Source organism: Sporosarcina sp. (genome assembly GCF_029257255.1).
Taxonomy (GTDB): domain Bacteria; phylum Bacillota; class Bacilli; order Bacillales_A; family Planococcaceae; genus Sporosarcina.
This window is the reverse complement of sequence record NZ_JARICI010000021.1, coordinates 12,104-33,386: the sequence shown is the minus strand read 5'-3', so window position 1 is coordinate 33,386 and position 21,283 is coordinate 12,104. Positions and strand designations below refer to the sequence as shown.

General features: G+C 40.9%; 22 protein-coding genes and 1 riboswitch. Of the genes, 12 read left to right on the top strand and 10 right to left on the bottom strand.

From position 1 onward, the window contains the following. Positions 1-1,060: radical SAM/CxCxxxxC motif protein YfkAB (gene yfkAB, locus Q1J64_RS05560; RefSeq protein WP_301108092.1), on the bottom strand; the 1,060-nt coding region annotated here is incomplete at its 3' end. Between the two features lie 19 nt (positions 1,061-1,079). Continuing rightward, the gene (locus tag Q1J64_RS05555; RefSeq protein WP_301108091.1) at positions 1,080-2,039 is read right to left on the bottom strand and encodes an SEC-C metal-binding domain-containing protein; all 960 of its coding nucleotides are present in this window, start codon (positions 2,037-2,039) and stop codon (positions 1,080-1,082) included. A gap of 173 nt (positions 2,040-2,212) precedes the next feature. Between Q1J64_RS05555 and Q1J64_RS05550 the strand changes: the two genes are divergently transcribed. Together Q1J64_RS05550 and Q1J64_RS05545 are read left to right on the top strand one after the other, a co-directional pair. Next, entirely contained in the window at positions 2,213-3,283 is a 1,071-nt protein-coding gene (locus Q1J64_RS05550; RefSeq protein WP_301108090.1) for a tartrate dehydrogenase, read from the top strand. A 15-nt stretch (positions 3,284-3,298) separates the two neighbouring features. Continuing rightward, positions 3,299-3,820, top strand: coding sequence for a hypothetical protein (locus Q1J64_RS05545; RefSeq protein WP_301108089.1), 522 nt, complete (start codon positions 3,299-3,301; stop codon positions 3,818-3,820). A gap of 476 nt (positions 3,821-4,296) precedes the next feature. Here the strand turns inward: Q1J64_RS05545 and Q1J64_RS05540 are convergent, their stop codons facing one another. From Q1J64_RS05540 to Q1J64_RS05525, 4 genes are all read right to left on the bottom strand, one after another. After that, positions 4,297-4,569, bottom strand: coding sequence for a hypothetical protein (locus tag Q1J64_RS05540; RefSeq protein ID WP_301108088.1), 273 nt, complete (start codon positions 4,567-4,569; stop codon positions 4,297-4,299). Further along, positions 4,569-4,814 carry a hypothetical protein gene (locus Q1J64_RS05535; RefSeq protein WP_301108087.1) on the bottom strand — a complete coding sequence of 82 codons (246 nt, stop codon included), beginning with the start codon at positions 4,812-4,814 and terminating at the stop codon, positions 4,569-4,571. Before Q1J64_RS05535 ends, Q1J64_RS05540 begins: the two co-directional genes overlap by 1 nt. Positions 4,815-4,830: 16 nt before the next feature. Beyond that, the gene (locus Q1J64_RS05530; protein WP_301108086.1) at positions 4,831-5,148 is read right to left on the bottom strand and encodes a DUF3784 domain-containing protein; all 318 of its coding nucleotides are present in this window, start codon (positions 5,146-5,148) and stop codon (positions 4,831-4,833) included. Between the two features lie 76 nt (positions 5,149-5,224). Further along, complete coding sequence (locus tag Q1J64_RS05525) at positions 5,225-6,403, bottom strand: MFS transporter (protein ID WP_301108085.1); 1,179 nt, start codon at positions 6,401-6,403, stop codon at positions 5,225-5,227. Positions 6,404-6,445: 42 nt separating this feature from the next. Continuing rightward, positions 6,446-6,546, bottom strand: a riboswitch (purine riboswitch). A gap of 197 nt (positions 6,547-6,743) precedes the next feature. On the opposite strand from Q1J64_RS05525, the gene Q1J64_RS16670 reads away from it, so the two are divergent. The 5 genes from Q1J64_RS16670 to Q1J64_RS05495 all read left to right on the top strand — a co-directional run bounded on the left by Q1J64_RS16670 (position 6,744) and on the right by Q1J64_RS05495 (position 10,064). Continuing rightward, positions 6,744-8,009: a D-alanyl-D-alanine carboxypeptidase family protein gene (locus tag Q1J64_RS16670; protein WP_367183388.1), complete on the top strand. Its 1,266-nt coding sequence runs from the start codon at positions 6,744-6,746 to the stop codon at positions 8,007-8,009. Positions 8,010-8,102: 93 nt separating this feature from the next. Next, entirely contained in the window at positions 8,103-8,324 is a 222-nt protein-coding gene (locus tag Q1J64_RS05510; protein WP_301108084.1) for a small, acid-soluble spore protein tlp, read from the top strand. A 137-nt stretch (positions 8,325-8,461) separates the two neighbouring features. Then, complete coding sequence (gene ytxJ, locus Q1J64_RS05505; protein WP_301108083.1) at positions 8,462-8,791, top strand: bacillithiol system redox-active protein YtxJ; 330 nt, start codon at positions 8,462-8,464, stop codon at positions 8,789-8,791. Between the two features lie 55 nt (positions 8,792-8,846). Beyond that, entirely contained in the window at positions 8,847-9,443 is a 597-nt protein-coding gene (locus Q1J64_RS05500; protein ID WP_301108082.1) for a class I SAM-dependent methyltransferase, read from the top strand. A gap of 60 nt (positions 9,444-9,503) precedes the next feature. Continuing rightward, positions 9,504-10,064 (top strand): GNAT family N-acetyltransferase, encoded by a 561-nt coding sequence (locus tag Q1J64_RS05495; protein ID WP_301108081.1) that lies wholly within the window; start codon positions 9,504-9,506, stop codon positions 10,062-10,064. Between the two features lie 110 nt (positions 10,065-10,174). Here the strand turns inward: Q1J64_RS05495 and Q1J64_RS05490 are convergent, their stop codons facing one another. Both Q1J64_RS05490 and Q1J64_RS05485 read right to left on the bottom strand, forming a co-directional pair. Further along, on the bottom strand, positions 10,175-11,059 hold the full coding sequence (locus Q1J64_RS05490) for a fructose bisphosphate aldolase (RefSeq protein ID WP_301108080.1): 885 nt from the start codon (positions 11,057-11,059) through the stop codon (positions 10,175-10,177). Positions 11,060-11,158: 99 nt separating this feature from the next. Beyond that, a complete protein-coding gene (locus tag Q1J64_RS05485; protein ID WP_301108079.1) occupies positions 11,159-12,172 on the bottom strand; it encodes a S66 family peptidase in 1,014 nt (337 codons plus the stop codon). Positions 12,173-12,531: 359 nt separating this feature from the next. On the opposite strand from Q1J64_RS05485, the gene Q1J64_RS05480 reads away from it, so the two are divergent. After that, entirely contained in the window at positions 12,532-12,972 is a 441-nt protein-coding gene (locus Q1J64_RS05480) for a dihydrofolate reductase family protein (RefSeq protein WP_301108078.1), read from the top strand. Positions 12,973-13,174: 202 nt separating this feature from the next. Here the strand turns inward: Q1J64_RS05480 and yiaA are convergent, their stop codons facing one another. After that, the gene (yiaA, locus tag Q1J64_RS05475) at positions 13,175-13,645 is read right to left on the bottom strand and encodes an inner membrane protein YiaA (protein WP_301108077.1); all 471 of its coding nucleotides are present in this window, start codon (positions 13,643-13,645) and stop codon (positions 13,175-13,177) included. Between the two features lie 154 nt (positions 13,646-13,799). After that, positions 13,800-16,151, bottom strand: coding sequence for a bifunctional diguanylate cyclase/phosphodiesterase (locus tag Q1J64_RS05470; protein WP_301108076.1), 2,352 nt, complete (start codon positions 16,149-16,151; stop codon positions 13,800-13,802). Positions 16,152-16,419: 268 nt separating this feature from the next. Here Q1J64_RS05470 and Q1J64_RS05465 point away from each other — a divergent pair, with 268 nt between their 5' ends. From Q1J64_RS05465 to Q1J64_RS05450, 4 genes are all read left to right on the top strand, one after another. Beyond that, the gene (locus Q1J64_RS05465; RefSeq protein ID WP_301108075.1) at positions 16,420-17,301 is read left to right on the top strand and encodes a 3-hydroxyacyl-CoA dehydrogenase family protein; all 882 of its coding nucleotides are present in this window, start codon (positions 16,420-16,422) and stop codon (positions 17,299-17,301) included. 82 nt (positions 17,302-17,383) lie between these two features. Further along, the gene (locus tag Q1J64_RS05460; protein WP_301108074.1) at positions 17,384-19,066 is read left to right on the top strand and encodes an AMP-binding protein; all 1,683 of its coding nucleotides are present in this window, start codon (positions 17,384-17,386) and stop codon (positions 19,064-19,066) included. Continuing rightward, the gene (locus tag Q1J64_RS05455; protein WP_301108073.1) at positions 19,047-20,612 is read left to right on the top strand and encodes an acyl-CoA carboxylase subunit beta; all 1,566 of its coding nucleotides are present in this window, start codon (positions 19,047-19,049) and stop codon (positions 20,610-20,612) included. Before Q1J64_RS05460 ends, Q1J64_RS05455 begins: the two co-directional genes overlap by 20 nt. A 274-nt stretch (positions 20,613-20,886) precedes the next feature. Continuing rightward, a complete protein-coding gene (locus tag Q1J64_RS05450; protein WP_301108072.1) occupies positions 20,887-21,258 on the top strand; it encodes a rhodanese-like domain-containing protein in 372 nt (123 codons plus the stop codon). Positions 21,259-21,283 lie beyond the last annotated feature (25 nt).

Below are 21,283 nucleotides of genomic sequence, written 5' to 3'. Positions count from 1 at the left end.
GATAATACGCATCTTTTACCAGCAGGTTCGGCCCAAGACAGCGAACAGCAGGGCAGTGGCAGCTTACACTTTTTGCAAGAGGATGCTGCTGCCAGCGATCATAAAGTTCAGGTAGCTGATCAGTTTGGATATTTCCTAGTGGCGGCACATCACCAAAATCTGTGACAATTACATCGCCTGTGAAAATATTGACGTTCAAACGTGAGCGACCATCAGGATCATTTCGAACTGTTACATTCTTGCTTACTGCAAGTTTCGCGAATAGCTCTTGGTCTCGTGAATCCTGACTGCAGTTGTAAAATGGGAGTGTTCCGAAAAGCATCCATGTATCTTCATCACGGTACGAAAGAAGTTCATGGATCGCCTGCCGAGTTTCATCCAATGAAAGAACGTCGAGCGAAGAAGCGAAATCGCTTGGGTACATAGGATGCACCTCGTGACGGCCGCACTTCATTTCATTGACGATTTGTTCATGAATCGTTTTCAAATGGGGAAGAGTACGCCGATTCAGCATTGTTTCTGCAGATACCATAACGCCCATTTCGGATAAAGCCTTACTATTTTCGATCATACGTGCAAACTGAGCTGCACGGCGCTCGCGAGGCGGCTGTCGTTCCATTCTGGCAAAACCGCCGTCCACGAAATCATCTACGGTGCCCCAGTTATGTGAGATATGCAGCACGTCTAAGTAAGGCGCGATCATCTCATAACGGTCAAGCGGCATCGTCAAATTTGAGTTGACCTGCGTTTTAATTTGACGTGAATGTGCATATTGCAATAAAGGGACTACATATTGCTCAACAGACTTCTTCGAAAACATTGGTTCTCCGCCTGTCAAGCTGATCGTCCGTAAATGCGGAATTTCATCCAATCTTTTAAGCAGCAATTCAATTGGCAGTGCATCTGGATCTTTTGGCTGCAGCATATAACCGACTGCACAGTGTTCACAGCGCATATTACATAAATATGTCGTAGTGAATTCGATACTTGATAGTACTTGTTTACCGTGGGTATCTACGTCGAGATAGGCTTCCCAGGCATCTTTAGTAGTTAAAACCATCTTTCTGACTCCTAACGTTTTAGTCCTGTTGAAGAACGTACTGGTCCATCTCTTTTGCGTATTTGTTCATCGAAGAGGATGAGACATCAAAATATTCTGCGATATCTTTTAGAGTCATCGCTAGCGGTTCGAATAATCCATTGTCCTGACCATAACGGATTGCACCTGCAGCAATTGCTACTTCTTTACGAGCATTTGGCTGCTGTTCTACTAAAAAGTCTTCAATGAGTTCTAGCAGTTTATCGGACGTCCGCTCATGTTTTTCCAAGAACTCCACTGCGGCTTCTAATACACCTGCCTCAAATTCAGTGAATTCATCTCCGGCATAACCGTTTTCTCCGAGTGTTTTCCAGAAATCCATTGTGTGTTTTTTCACAGAATCGATTGTACCAGCAAACTGTTTAATTGTTAGAGAATGATCTGTCGGGAAGAAGATCAAACTAGATACAGCTAAGTAATGATTGCCTTCTGTTCCATCAGGCAGCAGGAAGCAATAGAAATGAACGCCGGACGGTACCGGTTTCTCGCTTTCCTTCCATAACTCAATGGTTTCTTCACCTGTGATGCTTGTTGCTGTCAAATACGTTTCACCCACAGCTGTCACTTCCCCAATGAAGACGCGTGGATGCGCCCATTGATCGAGCAGTCCTAGGATGGAAGGACGTACTTGTTTTTTCTTTTGCTTATCCATATAACTGGTCCATATATCTGAACGTTCATGAAAGAAAAACTCATCCAGCGCAATTGCTTCAATCATTTCTTCAGGTAAATAGGAACCTAAAGAAGATTTCCAGGTCTCCGCAAATTCTTTGAAAGCAGGAATATCATTTCGTTCAGGATAGATATCATAAAATGTCTGAAGCAGACGCTCCATTTCTTCCGTTTGTACATCTTCAACAGAAACTGCCTGCTTTGATTCGCAGCATTTCTTGAATTTTTTACCGCTGCCACATGGGCATGGATCATTTCGTCCTACCATACAAACACTTCCTTTATAAAATAACCACATAGTCTAGTGTACCAAATGAATACCTAGATGACATGCGATTTTACGCGTAGGTGTTTAATATGTAAAACTCTGAATATACAATTAGTCCATTGGATGATACGCTAAGCGGGTAATCATTATACATAGAAGAGAGAGTGACAGATATGAAGAAATATAAGATTGCGGTCATCGCCGGCGATGGAATTGGACCGGAAGTAGTGAATGAAGGAATGAAAGTAATGAAAAAGGCGGCAGAGTTGGACGGCAGACTTTCATTTGAATTCACGTATTTTCCTTGGGGATGCGAGTATTACTTGGAACACGGAAAAATGATGGCGGATGACGGAATGGAACAACTGAAGGAATTTGATGCGATTTATCTGGGTGCTGTAGGATTTCCTGGCGTACCGGATCATATATCTTTATGGGATTTATTGCTTCGTATCCGTAAAGATTTCGATCAGTATGTTAATATCCGTCCAATTCAGTTATTGAACGGAGCGCCTTGTCCAATAGAAAATGGAACGAAAGAAACGATAGATATGCTATTCATTCGAGAAAACAGTGAAGGAGAATATGCAGGGGCGGGGGACTGGCTGTTTAAAGGGAAACCTGAAGAAGTTGTACTGCAGACAGGTGTTTTCTCGCGCAAAGGCACGGAGCGGATCATACGGTATGCATTCGAAACAGCTTCAAAAAACGGAAAAACTTTAACCAGTATCAGTAAAGCAAATGCACTGAATTATTCCATGGTATTCTGGGATGAAGTGTTTGAGGAAGTGAGTAAAGGGTATCCGCATGTTAAGACGGCCAGTTATCTGGTGGACGCAGCAGCGATGCTGATGATTAAAGATCCGAAACGTTTTGAAGTAGTCGTAACATCCAATTTATTCGGTGATATTCTGACGGATTTAGGTGCGGCGCTGGCTGGTGGAATGGGTCTGGCGGCAGGAGCGAATATTAATCCTGAGCGTATATATCCCTCAATGTTCGAACCGATTCATGGCTCTGCCCCTGATATAGCCGGACAAGGCATTGCAAATCCGCTGGCGGCGGTATGGTCAGCGAGCCAGATGTTCGATTTCTTCGGATATGAAGATATCGGCAAACAATTATTGAATGCCATTGAAGAACTACTCGAAACGCAGTCTGTTTTGACACCAGATTTAGGTGGAACCTCGACAACCAGTGAAGTAGGGGACGCGGTAGTCGACATTCTGACTGGTTCTATGTAAAGGAGGGGCTGTACGATGTATGATCCGACGGTTTTTGAAAATCTAAAAGTGGCGTTTGAAAATCATCTTTACGACTTGGATAATCTGGAGCGGCTGATCTATCTTCATAACCGATCCGATCAGCTGGATATGGCAGTCATGGCCAGAAAATTTTCGATCCGCTTTTCATTGAAAGGCTGCCAAGCTGTTACTTGTGAGCTGTCACTGCATGCATCGATGCAAGAACTTGCGAATGAAATCCTGGAAGTTGGCGGAGCTGAACCAGGATGTCTTCTGACATTACGTGTACGCCATCAAGTCCATGACGTAGAGAAGCAATGCAGCGAAATTGATCAGATTCTACGTCAGATATGGGAAGAAGACATATTCTATGTACAGACATTGAGTTTTCACTTTGATCAGAAGAATAGAGTGTATCTGAACACTATCGATATCGATTTCAAACCTAAGTTAACAGAAGAACATATGGGAGAAATCAACGAATTCCTTCAAAATGTTTTGGAGATGATTCGGTTGATAGGGGATAATTGTAAGTGAAAATTTCTCAAAAAAAGAAGGACCAAGGAAATATTATCGGGTTCGGTTGACGGGGAGAAACACATCCTAATTAATAGAGGAAATAGCGTAAATGCTCAGGTTTTTATGCTTGAGCATTTTTTCTTGAACCACAAACGCCACCATTAGCGAGACGGTAGTTTGAAACCATTGATTTCCGTTTCAGGCGGATGCTGTTTACTTTTTAATCTCCTCTATGAGTGAGATAATCTTATCATTCTGCTCAATCATTGTTTGATTTTGTTTTCTAATTTTCGAGAAATCTAACAAAAACACTATCAAGACTACTAATACAAAAATTGCTAACACTTTTCCCCCTCATTTCCACACCGCTTTCACGGAAATATTTACAATCCATACTAAATTGACAACTTTGCCCGTTTGTTGAATAGTTCCTCTTCTTATTAACCTATTTTAAGACAAAAACTTTTGTCCTCTTTAAAATATTGACAAGCATTTTACTCCTCTGCTGAAGATAGTAATACTTGATCAAACGCCCATATATAGTCTGTTCCATCTATATTCGGTCCGCTTGGGTCCCAGAATTGTGTTACGCAGCCGCATTTCATGCATACTGCGGAGTAATTCTGGTAATATACTTCGATTCCTGGGTCTTCAACATTCATGTACGTGCTGTATGGTATAAAGACATTATGCGCGCAAAATCTACAGACAAGAGGCTTGCCCAAAATAATAATTTTGCTTTTTTTACAGCTTAAATCTTCTACCATTACGGCCCCACCTCGATGTATACGATATTTGTTTCGTCTCCGTTTAGTTGCTCCTGCACGAGCTGTGTCGTACTGCAGTGTTCACAGATTAGCGATTGTAGCGTCAACGGATCTGGATTATCCTCCGAAACGCTGTCAAGCTCCAAATACACTTCCCGGTGTCGAAAAGTGAAGCCGCCGCAAAATGTACAGCTTAGTTTTATTCCAATAACTTCAATTTCGTATAAACCTCGTCTTCTGACCAACTTCCAGCACCCCCGATTAGTTAGTGAAACGATTTCCCGTATTTGAATAGATCACAGCAAATAGCACAATAAGAATGAATAAAACCAGACCAACAATAAATAAAATTGGCTGTTCCAGCAATTCACTGACTGCAAATAGTACGATACAAAAACTCAAGCCATACATAATTTTTGACATGAATTTGCATAAAGCCATTTCATCAATTTTGGCTTTCTTCTCATTAGACATCGTATTGTAGCCCGACAAAAGAAAGGCACCTTTACCTTGTGATAGAACGTAAGCGAAAATTAAAAAAATAATTGCTACAAAAATATTAACAATAGCACCTGTCATGAACATCCCTCAAATTCTGCTGAAGATATAAATAAAAGCCGGCTCTAATTTCCGGAGCCGACTTCATTGTATCAAATTAGGAAGCAGTTTGTTCCTGTCTGTTCCTCTTTCTTTCTGCTGATATAGAAAGTGAAACAGCTGCACAGATGAAGGCGACAATGACTATGCTACCGCCAACTGCCGGCATAATCGTCACGCTTCCAGTCTGACTGAACGCCAATCCTCCGACACCTGAACCGATGGCAATTCCGACTTGTAGGGCAGAGTTGTTGAAGCTTTGATGAATATCAGAAGAAACCGGATCACTTTGAATAATATAATCTTGCTGCGCAGGTGCAAGCGCCCAGCTGAGTCCGCCCCAGATCATCATAAAGACGATAAAGATTGGGATGGAGAAAGTAGTGTAGGGAAGTGCAAACAAACTGACCGCGAATGCACCCAATATAAGTAAGATACTTTTCTTTGAACCAAGACGGGTAGCAAGTCCTCCGCCGAACGCGCCGCCCGCAACAGCTGCTATTCCAAATAAGAAGTAAAATACACTGATCCAGTAAGGACTCAGATTCATAGTTGTTTCAAGGAATGGCGTGAAATACGCATAAACCGTATAGTGTCCAGCTAGCATAAACATCGTTGCTAAATGGGCGAAGAAAATCTTTTTATTCGCAAGAGCTTTAATTTGCTCGGAAAGGGGCTGTACTTCGCCGGTCGGAATCTTCTCTAGAAACTTCGCAATCAACACGATAGATCCAACTGTCATAATCGAAATTCCTAGAAATACTGAACGCCATCCAAAAGCATTAGTAATTACAATTCCAATAGGTACACCGAGCACCAATGAAGAGCTGATTCCCATATAAATATAGCCTAACGCCTTCGCTCTAACTCTCGGCTCCACGATTCGTGCAGTAATCGTCAGCGACAACACGATGACTAACGCAGCACTCGCAGCCGTCAATATACGTGCTGCCATCATCATGCTGAATGTAGGGCTGAAATACGTCAAAACGTTCCCTATGAAAAACACGCCAAGGGTAATTACATACAGTTTCTTACGTTCAATTTTCGCTGTGAGCGATAAAAGTACCGGGCCTGCGACCGCATATACTAGAGCAAAAACCGTAATTAATTGCCCCGCTGTCGCAATTGAAACCTCTAAATCGTCGGCAATAACCGGCAAAATCCCGCCAACGACAAGTTCCACCAATCCGACCGTAATGGCAGAAATCGCTAATAACAATACTCGTAAATCCAAAATAATTCCTCCTGCTAGTTCCATTTATGAATAGAAAAATCCCGATTACAAAATAACTTTTGTAATCAGGATATTGACGGTTCCTGGTAGAGACCCTCGAACCATATTATCGAGGTTATACATGTTCGTTCCGTAATGAAATTTTCTATTGTCCAACTTATCATGGATTTGGATAGTTTGCAAGGTTGAAGGACAGTTAGGTTGCACAGATGCCGATTTTTGAGTATGCGGAAAGGATACAAGTTTTCAGACAACAGATAGCCTGCACATGAAAATAAATAGATTGTGCTATTATTAAATTCAGGAAATAGATTATTAGAAATTAAGAGGAGTCTTGAATTTGAACAGAAAGAAATTAATGTTTATCGTGATGATTGTTATTTGTTTACATAGTTTAGCTGTGTTAACTGGATCATCGCAAGTGCTTGCGAGAGAATTTAAAGATGTCAAAAGTACTCATCCCGCTTCAGAGGCAATCGAGTGGGCATCTACTGAAGAAATCATTGGCGGTTTTGAGGACCGAACGTTTCGTCCGAATACTTTATTGACGGAAGCTCAATTCGCAGCGATGCTGACGAGGTATTATCCAGAAATCAAAAAAGAAGCTGCTACTTTTAAAGAGCTGGACGGTAAGATTTGGTCTAACAGCACATATGAAGCACTCTCTAGGTTTCATGTGCCATTATTAGGCTATGAAAATAGGGCCTATAGAAATCAACCTATGATGAGAGGTTTACTGGCGCAAGTGATCTCTTATGTAAATGGACAGTCTTCTAAATTGGAAGAATCTATACATTATTTGCTGGATGAAAATATTTCTACCGGTCAATCAATGCAATCAACCAATTTGCTGGAGATGTATGGAGCCAGAAATCATGTAACAAGAGCGCAAGCCGTACTCTTTTTTCATCGATTAGATCAACAAGGCAAGACAGAATTGGCAAAAAAGGTTTATACGAATCAAGGGTCAGCGTTAATTGGTTCTGTACAAGCAGTTCAAATGAAAAAGCGTGCTGCTCAGAAAGCAGATCCACGCATGCAGCCAAAAGATGTTGCAGGTTATATTACAGGTCAGAAACTGCCTGTAAAACCCACATACATCAAAAATATACTAATCACCAATAAACAGCTTCCATTACCTAAACAATTTGCACCAGGTGAAAATAAAGAAGCACGCACACAATTTAAAAGGATGGCCGCTGAAGCGAAGAAAGCTGGTTTCCATTTGACTGCATTCAGTACGTATCGTTCTTTCGACTATCAAACAAATCTGTACAATAAATATGCCAAAAGAGACGGAAAGAATATGGCAGATCGTTACAGTGCGCGTCCAGCATACTCTGAACACCAGACAGGACTGGCGTTTGATATAGGAGAAACAGGACAGCAGAAACATTGGGCTTCTGATTCATTTGGTAACACAAAGGCTGCCAAATGGCTGGCAAATCATGCGCATTCATATGGCTTCATTTTGCGTTACCCTTCCGGCAAAGAACATATCACAGGGTACATGCATGAATCGTGGCATTTTCGTTTTGTCGGTAAAGCTATTTCAGAGTCCATCTATAAAAGAGGGATTACGTTAGAAGAGTATGTCGATATGTAACAGGTTCGTCATCGTTTGACGTGTGTTACATAATTTATACAAATAAGCACATGCTATCCTCGTAAATTGAAAAATCACTAAGGAGGATGCACAATGGCCAAAAATTATCCTAAACCCAATGACCCGGCTGATAACAAAGAAAGATTGAACAAAACGATCAGCAATATGGAAGCAGCCGAAGAAGCAATGGAGTTCGCCGAAGGCAAGGAACGCGCCAAAATTAAAAAGAAAAACGAGCGAAGAGCAGAAAGTATTGAGGATTTGAAAAATGAAATTCAGGAAGAAGATAAATCAAGGATTAATGGGTATATTTAACTCGGCGAAATCTAACCTGTGCCAGAAACTTTCGAGTTTTTCGCACAGGTTTTTTTCAGGCAAAAAACAAGCATTTCACCTATAGAGATGTATACAATATATAGTAAAGAGTAGGGTGAAAAAAGGGAGAGCTTATCATGAATCGAATTCGATCAATAGAGACATGGCGTGCGCTTTTAGACAAGTCAGACGAGCAGCCATTTCTTTTATTTAAACTAAGTATGACTTGTTTTGCTAGTATTTCAGCTAAAAAAGAATTGCAAAAGCTTCAGACTGAATTACCGATTTACGTAGTAATTGTTCAAATGAACAGGAATGTATCAAATGCGATTGAATCGGATTTAGGAGTGAAGCATGAAACACCGCAGCTGTTAATCTTAAAAGATAAAAGAGGGATTTGGCAAGCTACGCACTATCATATAAAAGAATCCATAGTGAAGGATGCTATAGAGACTTACGTTTACTAATTTTAAAATAATTTGATAGTCCAAAAATAGCCTTGATTGGAAGGTGTATAGGTATATGACCAGCTGGTTTCCTACATTATATGACTTGGCGATGAAGCCTTTAGAAACAACGCGTTTTAAGCAGTTGCGTACAGAATTAGTTAGGTCAGCAAGGGGACAAGTACTGGAGATTGGTTCAGGAACCGGTGTCAATTTCCCTTACTATCACAATGCTGAAAAAGTAACTGCGGTTGAACCGAATCCTTTGATGAGCAAACGGGCTTTCAAGCGAATGAAAAGCACAAGTGTACCAGTCGAATTACACGAAACAACAGCAGAATCATTGCCGTTTGCCGATAATACATTTGATACAGTGATCGCAACCCTGGTTTTTTGTACGATTCCAGATCCAATGAAAGCGTTAGCGGAAATTCGACGTGTCAGTAAGCCTGGAGCAGACGTTTTATTTTTTGAGCATGTGCAAATGAAACAGCCCATTCTTAGAAAAACACAGGAGTTTCTTAATCCATTCTGGAAAAGAGTTTGCGACGGATGCAACCTAAATCGCGACACCTTATCGCTTATCCAGCGATCCGGGATAGAGGTGAAATCTGTAGAATCACTTTATGCGACATTGTTTTTGTCTATCCATAGTGTCAATACGAAGCACTAAAATGGTTTCTCTAAGTAATTACATAGCGTTATATAATATAGCCTGGGGAGGTAAAATTATATGAACATTTTAGATGATTTACCAGAGTTAGAGACCGAACGACTGTTATTGCGCAAAATTACCTCTGCTGATACAGCTGATATATTTTCATACAGCTCAAATGAAAACGTATCGAAATATGTCACGTGGGGGAAACATCAATCAATTGAAGATACGGAAAAGTTCATTGACTTCATTTTGAAGGGTTATGAATATTTCAATAAAGCTCTATGGGGGATTGTACTGAAGGACACAGGTCAGCTAATCGGAACGATCGATTTTGTTTCAATGAATAAGAATCATCAATCAGCAGAAATTGGTTACGTGCTATCTGAACCATTTTGGGGAAAGGGAATTACAACAGAAGCAGCAAAACGAATTATTGAATTCGGCTTTACAGAATTGGAATTGGAACGGATTCAAGCCAGGTGTATAGCTGAAAATACAGGCTCCCATAAAGTGATGGAGAAGTCAGGCATGACGTATGAGGGGACGATGAGAAAAGGCTTTCTTTCTGATGGGCGCTTTCATGACTTGAAGTTTTTTTCGATTTTAAGAGAAGAACAGAAGCGGACTAGGTAAATGAGGTGGAATAATGCTAGAAGCAATAATACATGGCAAGCTACCTAGTGCTGAATAGTGAAGATCTAATCAAAAAGCCAGTGCCGAATGTCGGCACTGGCTTTCTTCAATTAAATAGAAGCTTCATAAATAGATTGTACTGCTTTTCCAAGCTCGCGGTTAAACTCTTCATCTGTTTGATTTGCATTCAGGTCCTGACTCAATGCGCGTGAGAAACTAGCGATGAGCCCGTCGTTTTCTTTCAGTTTTTCATTCGCGATATCCGTTGAATATCCGCCTGAGAGAGCAACGACACGAACAACGCGGGGATGATCGATTAGCTCTTTGTACAAGTTTGCTTCTGTCGGAATCGTTAATTTCAGCATGACGTTTTCATGATCTTGAAGCTGATCCAAATGCTTAAGGATTTCAGATTTCAGTAATGATTCACATGCTTTTTTATCTGCGCTGTTAATATCAACTTCAGGTTCAATAATTGGAATAAGACCGGCAGCAAGGATTTGTTTACCTACTTCAAATTGCTGATCAACAACCGCTTTGATACCTTTTTCATTCGGCTCTTTAATGACGGAGCGCATTTTAGTACCAAAAATATGGCGTTCGTTCGCGCGCTTCAGCGTGTCATCCAAATCAGTGATCGGCTTCATCAATTGAACGCCGTTTTCTTCATCTGCAAGGCCTTTATCGATTTTCAGGAAAGGGACGATACCTTTCTGGTCTGCTAGATAATCTGCAGTGTACATGCCCTCAATTTCACGATCCATCGTTTGTTCGAATAAAATGGCTCCCAGGATATGATCCGCATCAAAAGAAGGTGATGTAATGATTCGTGTCCGCATGTCATGTACCATTTTGAACATTTCATCTTCATTCGAATAACTGTCCTCTTTCACTCCGTATGCTGCTAATGCTTTTGGCGTACTTCCGCCACTCTGGTCCAACGCCGCAATGAAGCCTTTACCATTTTTCACTTTGTCAAATTGTTTTTCATTCATTTTGCTCACTCCTCATGAATTGTACTTCTTTTATGTTAACACGAAACAGAATGATTATAAAAAGAAAGGTGATTGTAGTGCATGCATTAGACAGCTATTTCATACAAATCGTTGTAAAATAGTCCCTCTGTCATTTGAAAGAGTCACTTCTGCATAAGCTCCATTGATCAGCGTATTCTGAGGGGGAGCATGACCACAGTCGATATCATATATGATCGGAATTTGCAGCTCGTTCCACAGATCTTGGTAAACATCAATTGCGGTATAATCATCTACTGAAATATTCGCTACACTTCTGCCAAACATGATGCCTGCACAATTTGCAAACCACCCAGCGAGTTTCATTTGCACAAGTGTTCTGCGTAAGTCGGTCGTGGACAATTCACAGTTCTCGAAATACCAGATAATAGGTTCGTCATGGATATATTGTTTAGAAAAGTTAGAGACATCGCCATAAGGGGTTCCCATAAGATGCCGAATAACGTCTATACAGCCGCCGAGCAGTCGACCCTGGAATTCCACGGGTTGTTCTAAAAGAGATTTCCATGCTGTTTGTTCTGTCAAATGAAAAATACAAGGTGAAGGATTTTCATGCTGCCATTCTATTTGATAAGCAGGGGAAGAATGCTGCAAAATTTCATTACCCACCTGAGTCGTTAATACAGGGTGCCACATGGCTGTCGTGTCATCTTCCCATTCTCCTCGCAGGTCCACTAAATTAGTGCCATGTGCAGTAGCCATCCCAGTCTTTAATGTAATTGCCAACAGTAAGAGACTGATATCTGAATAGCCGAGAATCCACTTTGGTTTCATTTGTTCAAAGTCGATATACTCGAGCATTTCAATCAGCAATTCTCCACCCCAAGGAGGAATAATGAGATCAATCTTTTCGTCCGCCATCATCTGATTCAATTCATCAGCCCGCTCTGTAGCAGAAGCAGATTTCGCTTTATATTGCTTCCAGGCTGTTTCGCCTATCACAACTGTAAAGCCCCTTGCTTCCATTCGCTCAGACGACATCTTCAGAAGAGGAAACAGTTCTTCTGGAAGACCTGACGAAGGCGCAGTGACACCGATGGTTGCGTTCTTTTTTAAAATTGGATAGGAGATCAAAAGAAAGACACCTCAATTTCATTTAAAAATCGTAGTAGACCGATTTTCTCAAAAAATGGTTCAGTATGCAAGCTATGTTAATAGAAATCGTTAAGACTACCAATATAGGTGCGTAAAACTGTCAGCAGCTCTTTGTCGTTTTACTGAATATAACCCAGTATTTATGTAACTGAAAATCTTTTTCTCCTAATTCCATGATTACATCAGTCTTGTCGATCCGATTTTATGTTATGGTTTCTACATCGTGAATGATCACGCAGCTTAGAATCCTACTAGCTGTTACTATAAATGAGGATAGAAGTGATAGTAAGTGATTTTACGTTGAAAGTATGTAGGACATTTGATAGGAGAGTTAGCATATGAAGAGAAAAATTATTTTAAATTTAGCGATGAGTTTAGATGGCTATATAGCAGAATCTGACGGGGGGTATGATTGGATTGCAGGTGATGGGCAGTCCAAATTAGATACCGAGACCGATTTTAGTTTTCCAGATTTTATGGGCGGGATTGATACTGTTGTAATGGGAAGGAAATCGTTTGAAACTTGCCCGATGGAAATGTTTGCTGATCAACAAATTATCGTCTTTACGTCCAAGAAGCAAAAAAATGCGGGTAATGTGACATTCGTCAATGAAGATATAGTTTCGTTTGTTCAAAATCTTCAAAGCAAGCAGGGGAAAGACATTTGGCTGTTCGGAGGCAGCATGCTGACGGATGCATTTGTTAAAATGAATGTCATCGACGAGTATATTATCGGTATTATACCTATCATTCTAGGAAATGGGATACGTCTTTTTTAGGAAGACAATCCAATGGTTCCTTTACAAATGACAAGCTATACAGTTAAAGAAGGTGTTCCGATTTTTCGATATACAAAAAGATAAAGCTTTCTTGTAACGAAATTAAATAGAGGAATCCTAGTGCTGACATTCAATCATCAATGTTCAGCATTAGGATTCCTCTTTTACGCTTTTCTGTTGCTTTAAACTGAAAAGAAAAAACTCAATTAGAATCTCTTGATTTCTGGGTATCGCGAACATTTTTCTGAACAGTGATTGCGGCAAATATACTTAGAACAAAAGCCATTCCGTAAAAACCTTTTTCACTCAAAATAATACTACCGGCATTGAACAAACCAATGGCCATTAATAAGATAGATGTAAGTAGTGCAAACCAACTGAGGCCAAAATAAATGTTCGTAACAGGAATTCCTTCTTCTCTATCGCGGACTGCTTTCTGCAGAGAGACAGCTGAATAGAGTCCGAATATCAAAATGGCAAAGTAATACCCTTTTTCATTCAGTTCCATTGCTGCATTATACAAACCTAATAGATAGGCGCCTACTCCGATGATTAGTGCTGCATATGCTGCACCTTTAAAAGCTGAAGTAGGTTCACCTTCTCTTCGCTGAGTCTTCATTTTCGAGTCGTTTCGTTTATTCTTATCAAACAAATCTTCATTATCATTCATCATGTAATCTATCACCCCTTTCGATTATCATAAGCTAAACGAGCTTCTGCTAGCAATGATTTTTCGAAAAATTCTACTTTTTGACCCAAAGGGACCACTGGAAAAATGAAGATTGCTAAAAAAACGCAGCAAGATCACTACATCTCGCTGCGTTATGTTAATGTTGCAGTGTAAATTGAGTTTTTAATGATTCTAATAAAAGAGCCGGTTTCAAAGGCTTATAGAAATAATACCCTTGAACAAAGTCACAATGTTCTTTCCGCAGCCAATCTACTTCCTCTTTCTCCTCCACACCTTCCATCACAACTTGCAAATTCAGGTTATGACCAAGCTGGATAATAGAGCGGACAATGGCTTCTTGTCCTTCATTGCCGAGTAGATCATCCAAAAAGGACTTATCGATTTTCAGTACATGGATAGGCAGTTCTTTTAATTGGCTGAACGACGAGTAGCCGGTTCCAAAATCATCCAATGAAATGTGAATTCCTACTTCTGCAATCTCAGTTAATATAGTCTGCGTTTCATAGGCGAGTGAAGCTGATTCAGTAATCTCTAATTCGAGATATTTAGGATTCATTTTCGTATCTTCAATAATCTGCATGACGCGTTCAAAGAAGTCCTCCCTCGTCAATTGAAGAGGGGAGATATTGACAGCAATAATCGGAGGTTCTTGGATTTCATCGGCCCATTTCTTCCATTGTGTGCAAGCTTCGCGCAATACCCACTCACCGATTGCATGGATCAAACCCTTCTCTTCAGCAATCGGAATGAAATCTACTGGAGACACAAAGCCATAGACCGGATGAACCCATCGTAATAGGGCTTCCGCACCGAAAATTTTATTGCTATCCAACATAATTTTCGGTTGATAGAGCAGATGAAATTGACGGTCCTCAAGAGCTGTCGATAAAGCATCTTCCAATTGAAGACGACGCTTATGCTCTTCTTTAATCGCAATATTAAAAGCAGTTGCTTGATTTTTTCCATTCTGTTTTGATTCGGACATGGCTAAGTCTGCGAATTGTAGAAGCTCATGGGCAGAGTCAGCTTCCTTTGGAAATTTGCAATAACCTGCACTCAAAGTGATATTGATATATATTCCCTCACATGTGAAAGGCTGGCGAATTTCTTCCATACATTGTGCAGCGATTGATTGGAGGTTTTTTACTTTTTCGCCAGCAACCAGCATTACAAATTCATCACTACCGATTCTTGCGAGAAAATCACGATCCTCCATATTTTCCTTTAAAACTTTTGAAATATACTGAAGGGACGCATCTCCCGCTGCAAGTCCGAGCGTATCATTAATGAACTTCAATCTGTCCACATTAAATAAAATACATCCGATTTCGTTTCCATGTTGCAGCCAATCTTGCAAAATTGAATCTAGTTGGTAGCGGTTAGGCAGATTAGTAAGCTGGTCATGATAAGCAAGATGTTCGATGCGGCGTTTGGAATGGATGGATTCTGTTATGTCGCGAATCATCCATAGGGAGCTGTTTAATGCCTCTTCTTTTACATCGTGTCTCTTTACTTCAAAAATGAAGTCTTCGATTTCCAGATGGAATTCTTGTTTGCTTACAATATCTTTTGTTAACAAATGATGAAAATCATGCAATTTTATAGAATTTGTCTTTACATTGGCTCGCTCCATTAAAAGATAAAAAGCAGGATTCGCGTGAATTATCTGGTTAGCTTGATCGGTTAGAATAATTCCATCTGCTGCAGAGTCAAGAATCGTATTTTGTACAATTTCTTGTTTCTTAATAAAGCGATCAAAAATAATGGAAAAGAAGAATAACGAAAAGATCAGTATCGTCACGATTGCTACTATCCAAGCGAGTAACGTTGTATCAATCCCCGTTTCAAAAGAATGTTCAGTTGCCGTTGATTCGAAAAAATTAGAAGCGGCCATTCCAGTGTAATGCATTCCGGCAATTGCGACTGCCATGATGAATGAAGCTATACATTTTAACTTCCAGGACATTTTGCTCTTTGCATAAGGAGAAAGAAATCCAACCCATAGTGCTACCAATGAAGCAAAAATAGCGATAGTAATTGATACAACAACAAGTGAAACATTATAAGTAATAGTCAAAGGCCGAATAGCTTCTGTGCCTACATAGTGCATAGCTACAATTCCTAATCCCATCAAGATACCGGCTAACCAAAAATTCATCCGATCTTCGAGATTACGCGAAATAAGAAAATATCCCACTATACATGCAAGGACTGCGAGAATAACAGAAACAATGACCAAGAACGTATTATAATATACGGGTATAGGAAAATCGTGTGCAAGCATGGCAATAAAATGCATAGACCAAATACCAATACCCAATGTTGCCCCGCCGGAAATCAGCCAGAGGATTTTACCCGTACCTGAAGAAAACATGACTCTTCTGGCTAAATCGATGGAGGCGTATGCCGAAATGGCAGCTATTAGATAGGAAAGAACCATTAAATAAAGATTATGTTGAAAAATCATGGTGAAATAAGAATGGTCCAACTGTGCACCTCGCTTTATATACTTTATATGCTTTATCGGTCGAAACATGAAACTTAATAGGTCATATGTAAATAACGAATAAATAGATAGCTATAATCAGTTTTATAAGATGTATTCAAGTGTGAGATAGAATCTCGTTTTTCCAGAAAACGGACGAAGTATTCTATTTACAATCGTTAATTCTACTTGCTAAAGAAAATAGTAGGAGTTATTATAGTATTCAGAACATACCAACTAGTTAGTACAAATGATGAGGAGGAGAATAAAGATGAATTCCAACGACGTAAAACGTATTACAGTAATTGGTGCAGGACAGATGGGGCATCAAATCGCCATGCTTTGTGCGTTAGGCGGTTACCAAACGACACTGCAGGATATCAACGAAGACGCTTTGCAGCATGCAAAGAGCAATCTGGAGCGCTTGATGAGTGACTGGGTGAGGAAAGGGAAAATTGAAGAGCCGGCTAAAGAGAAAGCTTTTTCACTGCTAACGTACACAGATCAGCTGGAAGAAGCAGCAAAAGATGCTGATCTTGTAATTGAAGCAATTGTTGAGGTGCTCGAAGTGAAACAGGAGTTATTCAAAAAGCTGGATAAGTTGACTCCTTCACACGCTATATTAGCAACCAACAGTTCAACCATCATGAATTCATTGATAGCCGAAGTAACGGAACGACCAGATAAAGTTTGTAATATGCATTTCTTCTTCCCGCCGCTTGTCATGGACAGCCTTGAAGTAGTCATGAGTGAAAAAACTTCTGAAGAAACGAAGGACATTGCAATGGCAGTTTCGAAACAAATTGGGCGGACAGCGATTCTGTTGAGAAAAGAAATTTCAGGTTTTGTTGCGAATCGTATACTCGGGGCAATCCATAGAGAAGCAACGTATTTATATGAAGAAGGAATTGCAGACTTTAAAGATATCGATTTAATTATAAGAAAATCACTTGGACATAAGCTCGGTCCCTTCCAACTAATTGATATGTCAGGCGCAGATGTAGTTTATTCCGCAATGAATCATCAATATCAACAAAGTGGAGATGAAAGAGATAAACCGCCTGCATGCATTAAAGAAAAAATGGATAAAGGTGAGCTGGGAAGAAAAACGGGTATTGGCTTCTATGATTATCGTAAAGAACCAGTGAAGTAAAAAATAACAACACATAGAATTTGAAATATGATTGTTTGCTTATAAACTACTGACTAGTTAGTTAAAAGAAGGGGAGATTGCTATGCAGAAAACAGTGCGACCTTATTGGCCATCCACAGTACCCGAAAATTTAACGTATCGTCTTGGAAAAATCCCGTTGCATGAATATGTAAAAATCAATGCGCAAGACATGTCAGATAAAACAGCATTTCAATTTTATGGTAATTCTATATCCTGGAAAGAGCTGGATGATCAAATTGACAGGCTGGCACAATTCTTTACCAATAAAAACTTTAAAAAAGGGGATCGTATCGCACTGTTCATGCAAAACTGTCCGCAATACATTATCGGGCATTATGCTGTTCAGCGGATAGGTTGTATCGTGGTTCCACTGAATCCGATGTATCGTGAAGCGGAGTTAGTCTATCTTATTCAGGAAGCGGATATTAAAGGGATTATTGCCGGACAGGAAATCTATAGTCGAATTGAAAAAATAGCTGAAGAAGTTCCCGGTCTTCAATGTAAAATTACGACAAACTATATCGATTATGTGCCAGCTCAGCCAGATCTGCCATTCCCGCAAGAATACTATATCCCAAAAGAACGTCCTCGCAATACGTATGATTTTATTGAGGCCATACAAGAAACCGAACCGCTAAAGGACTATCCTGCTATCGATCTATGGGAAGACACGGCACTACTGGTATTCACTTCTGGAACGACAGGGAGGCCTAAAGGTGCCATGCTGACTCATGGAAATGCTTTGTACAAAACAGCGGCTGCCGTTTCAGGCAATCAAATGAATCAAGGAGAAGTACTGCTTTCGATTGCTCCTCTCAGCCATATTGCCGGCATGCTCATGGGCGTAAATATCCCGGTCTATTATGGCAGCGAAACGGTATTGATGACAAGGTTTGATCCGGAAGCAACGGTCTTAGCGATCGAAAAGTATAAAGTAACGACTTGGTACAGCATTGCGATCATGAATGGTGCTATTTTACAGATCCCTGGCATAGAAAACCGTGATTTCTCATCTATGCAAAAAAATCTGTCGACTAGTTTTGGTATCCAAGTGACAGAGCAGCTGGCGGATAAATGGAGAGCAGTTACAAAGGGCTGTCCGATGTTCGAAGCTTCATACGGACTAAGCGAAACACATACAGGCGACACATTTATGCCGCAAGAGAATATCAAATTTGGTAGCTGCGGCATCGCTGTGAGCGGAACGGAAATTAAAATCATCGATCCAGCTACAAGAGATGAAATGCCGGCAGGAAAAGAAGGCGAAATCATCGTTCGAGGCCCCGGAGTCTTCAAAGGTTATCTGAACAGGGCGGAAGAAACAGAAGAAACTCTGCTTGACGGCTGGGTGCATACTGGTGACTTTGGCAAGCTGGATGAGGAAGGCTATCTATATTATCTCGGCCGTATCAAAGAGCTGATTAAATGTTCTGGTTACAGTGTTTTTCCTGACGACGTAGAAGCTCTGCTCAGCAAACATCCTGCTATCTCGCAGTCTGTTGCAGTTGGCGTACCGGACCCGAAAAGAGGAGAGAATGTTAAAGCATTCATTGTGCTGAAACCCGATTATAGAGGTAAAACCGAACCGCAAGAAATCATTGATTGGGCCAAAGAAAACATGGCGGCTTATAAATATCCTAGGGAAGTTGAGTTTATTGATGAACTGCCCACAACAAGCTCAGGAAAAATATTAAGAAGGCTTCTGAAAGAGGAGGGTGACCGAATTGACGCAAAAACCAGCTGAGAATGAACTACTTCAGTCTGTTGAAGATCTGAAACGAAGAAAAGAACAATCTTTGAACAGCGGTGGAGCAGATAAGCTGGATATACAGCGTCAAACAGGCCGCTATACGGCAAGAGAGCGCATCGATCTGCTGGTTGATGAAGGGTCATTTATGGAATTGGGGATGCTGAATCACTCAGATCAAGTTGGATTAGAAAGCAAGAGTGCTGGTGACGGTTTGATTGGCGGCTTAGGAAAAGTCAACGGTCGGCATGCTGTTATTCAGGCTGGGGATCAAACAGTTTTTGCAGGCACGGAAGGTACAGTACATCTCCGAAAATCAAAAGCATTAATGGAATATGCGATCAAGCGCGGTCTGCCAATGTTTAATCTGAATGAAGGCGGCGGGCTGAGGATGCCTGACGGAATGGGGTCTGACGGAATCAGTACTAAGTTATTTCCTCCAGAGCTCTTAACGCTAAGCCGTGAAATTCCTATGATCACAGGGATTTTTGGCGATAGTTTTGGAGGACCAACATGGATTGCCGTATCGTCAGATTTTGTGACACAAGTGAAAGGTACCTGTCTTGCTGTTGCAGGGCCTCGTATGCTGGAAATGGCGAATGGCCAAAAGGTGTCTAAAGAAGACCTGGGTGGTACGGAAGTTCATACCCGGCAGACAGGACAGGTTGATGAAGCTGCTGATTCTGCTGAAGAATGTATTGAACACATGAAGAAATTCTTCGAGTACATGCCGTCAAATAGTTCAGAGCTGCCGCCACGTAAACGTACAGATGACAGTCCAATGCGCACATCAGACAATGTGCTATCCATTCTTCCACAATTATCAAATCGGGTCTATGACATGAGACGTATTATTGAAGACTTGGTAGATGACGGTGAGTATATGGAGTATAAATCGGGTTATGGTCAGGCACTACTTACGGTGTTATCGCATATGGACGGTCGGGCAGTTGGAATTATTGCCAATCAGCCGAATAAATACGCGGGAGCAGCTGGTCCAGAAGAATGTGAAAAGGCAACAGATTTTATTTGTCTTTGCGACTCATTCCATATTCCGCTTATATTCCTGCATGATACACCAGGGTTCAGAATTAGTACACAAGCCGAAAAAGAAAAGATACCGACGAAGATCATGGTATGGAATCAAGCATTAGCACAATCCACGGTGCCTAAGATCTCCGTCATTATCCGCAAGAGTATTGGAGCCGCCTACGGCAATATGTGCGGTCCTACGATGGGCGCAGACTTCGTGGTGGCGTGGCCAACAGCAGAAATTAACTTCACAGGTCCGGAAGTGGGCATCAATGTCGTATACGGCAGGCAGCTGGAGAAAGCAGAAGACCCGAAAGAAGAAAGAAAAAAATTGCTGGAGAATTGGGCATTTGACAGTTCGCCATATAAAGCGGCAGCCAGTCATTATCTGGATGATGTCATTGACCCACGAGAAACACGGAAATTTATCTGCCGGTCATTAGATTTCGCATGTGCAAAGAATGGCGGCAGGAGCGAAAGGCGATTAGCGAATTGGCCAACTGGTTTTTAACTAGCCAATACGAAAACGACACGTAGGCGACGTGTCGTTTTTTGCATTTATTCTAATTCAGAAACAATTGTAAATCGTTCATTATGATGCTTGGGATGTTCCACTTCAATTCAATTTTCATGATGCATTCCTTCTAAAGTAAATTTATACTATACGCTGTGAACAGGAATCAGCATTTTTCTTTTCAGAAAAGATTGCGATATACTAGAATAAAACGTGTAAGAAGAGAAGTTGAATGTTATGGGTATATGAACAAATTACAGGAGGAGAAATGATGAACAAATTACTGTGGATGCTGGCAGTTGTTTTGGTGCTGGCGGCATGTGGATCAGAGACGAAAGAAAAGTCTTATTCAACTGTCGACTTAGAAGATATTGAAACCTTGCAGAAAGATGGGGCGATTACGGTCGATGTGCGTGAATCGGACGAATATGCACAAGGTCATATTCCAGGTGCAGTGAACTTACCCCTATCTGACATACAGGAGGGCAGTCGGAATGGTCTGAATGAAGGTCAAAAGTACGTAATCATTTGTCGCAGCGGAAACCGTTCCCAGACAGCGAGCGAACTTTTATTTGAGGATGGGTATGATGTGGTTAATGTCTCGGAAGGCATGTCCACTTGGCAGGGTCAAGTAGAAAAATAGTATATTTTGGAGCGACGGAAATCAT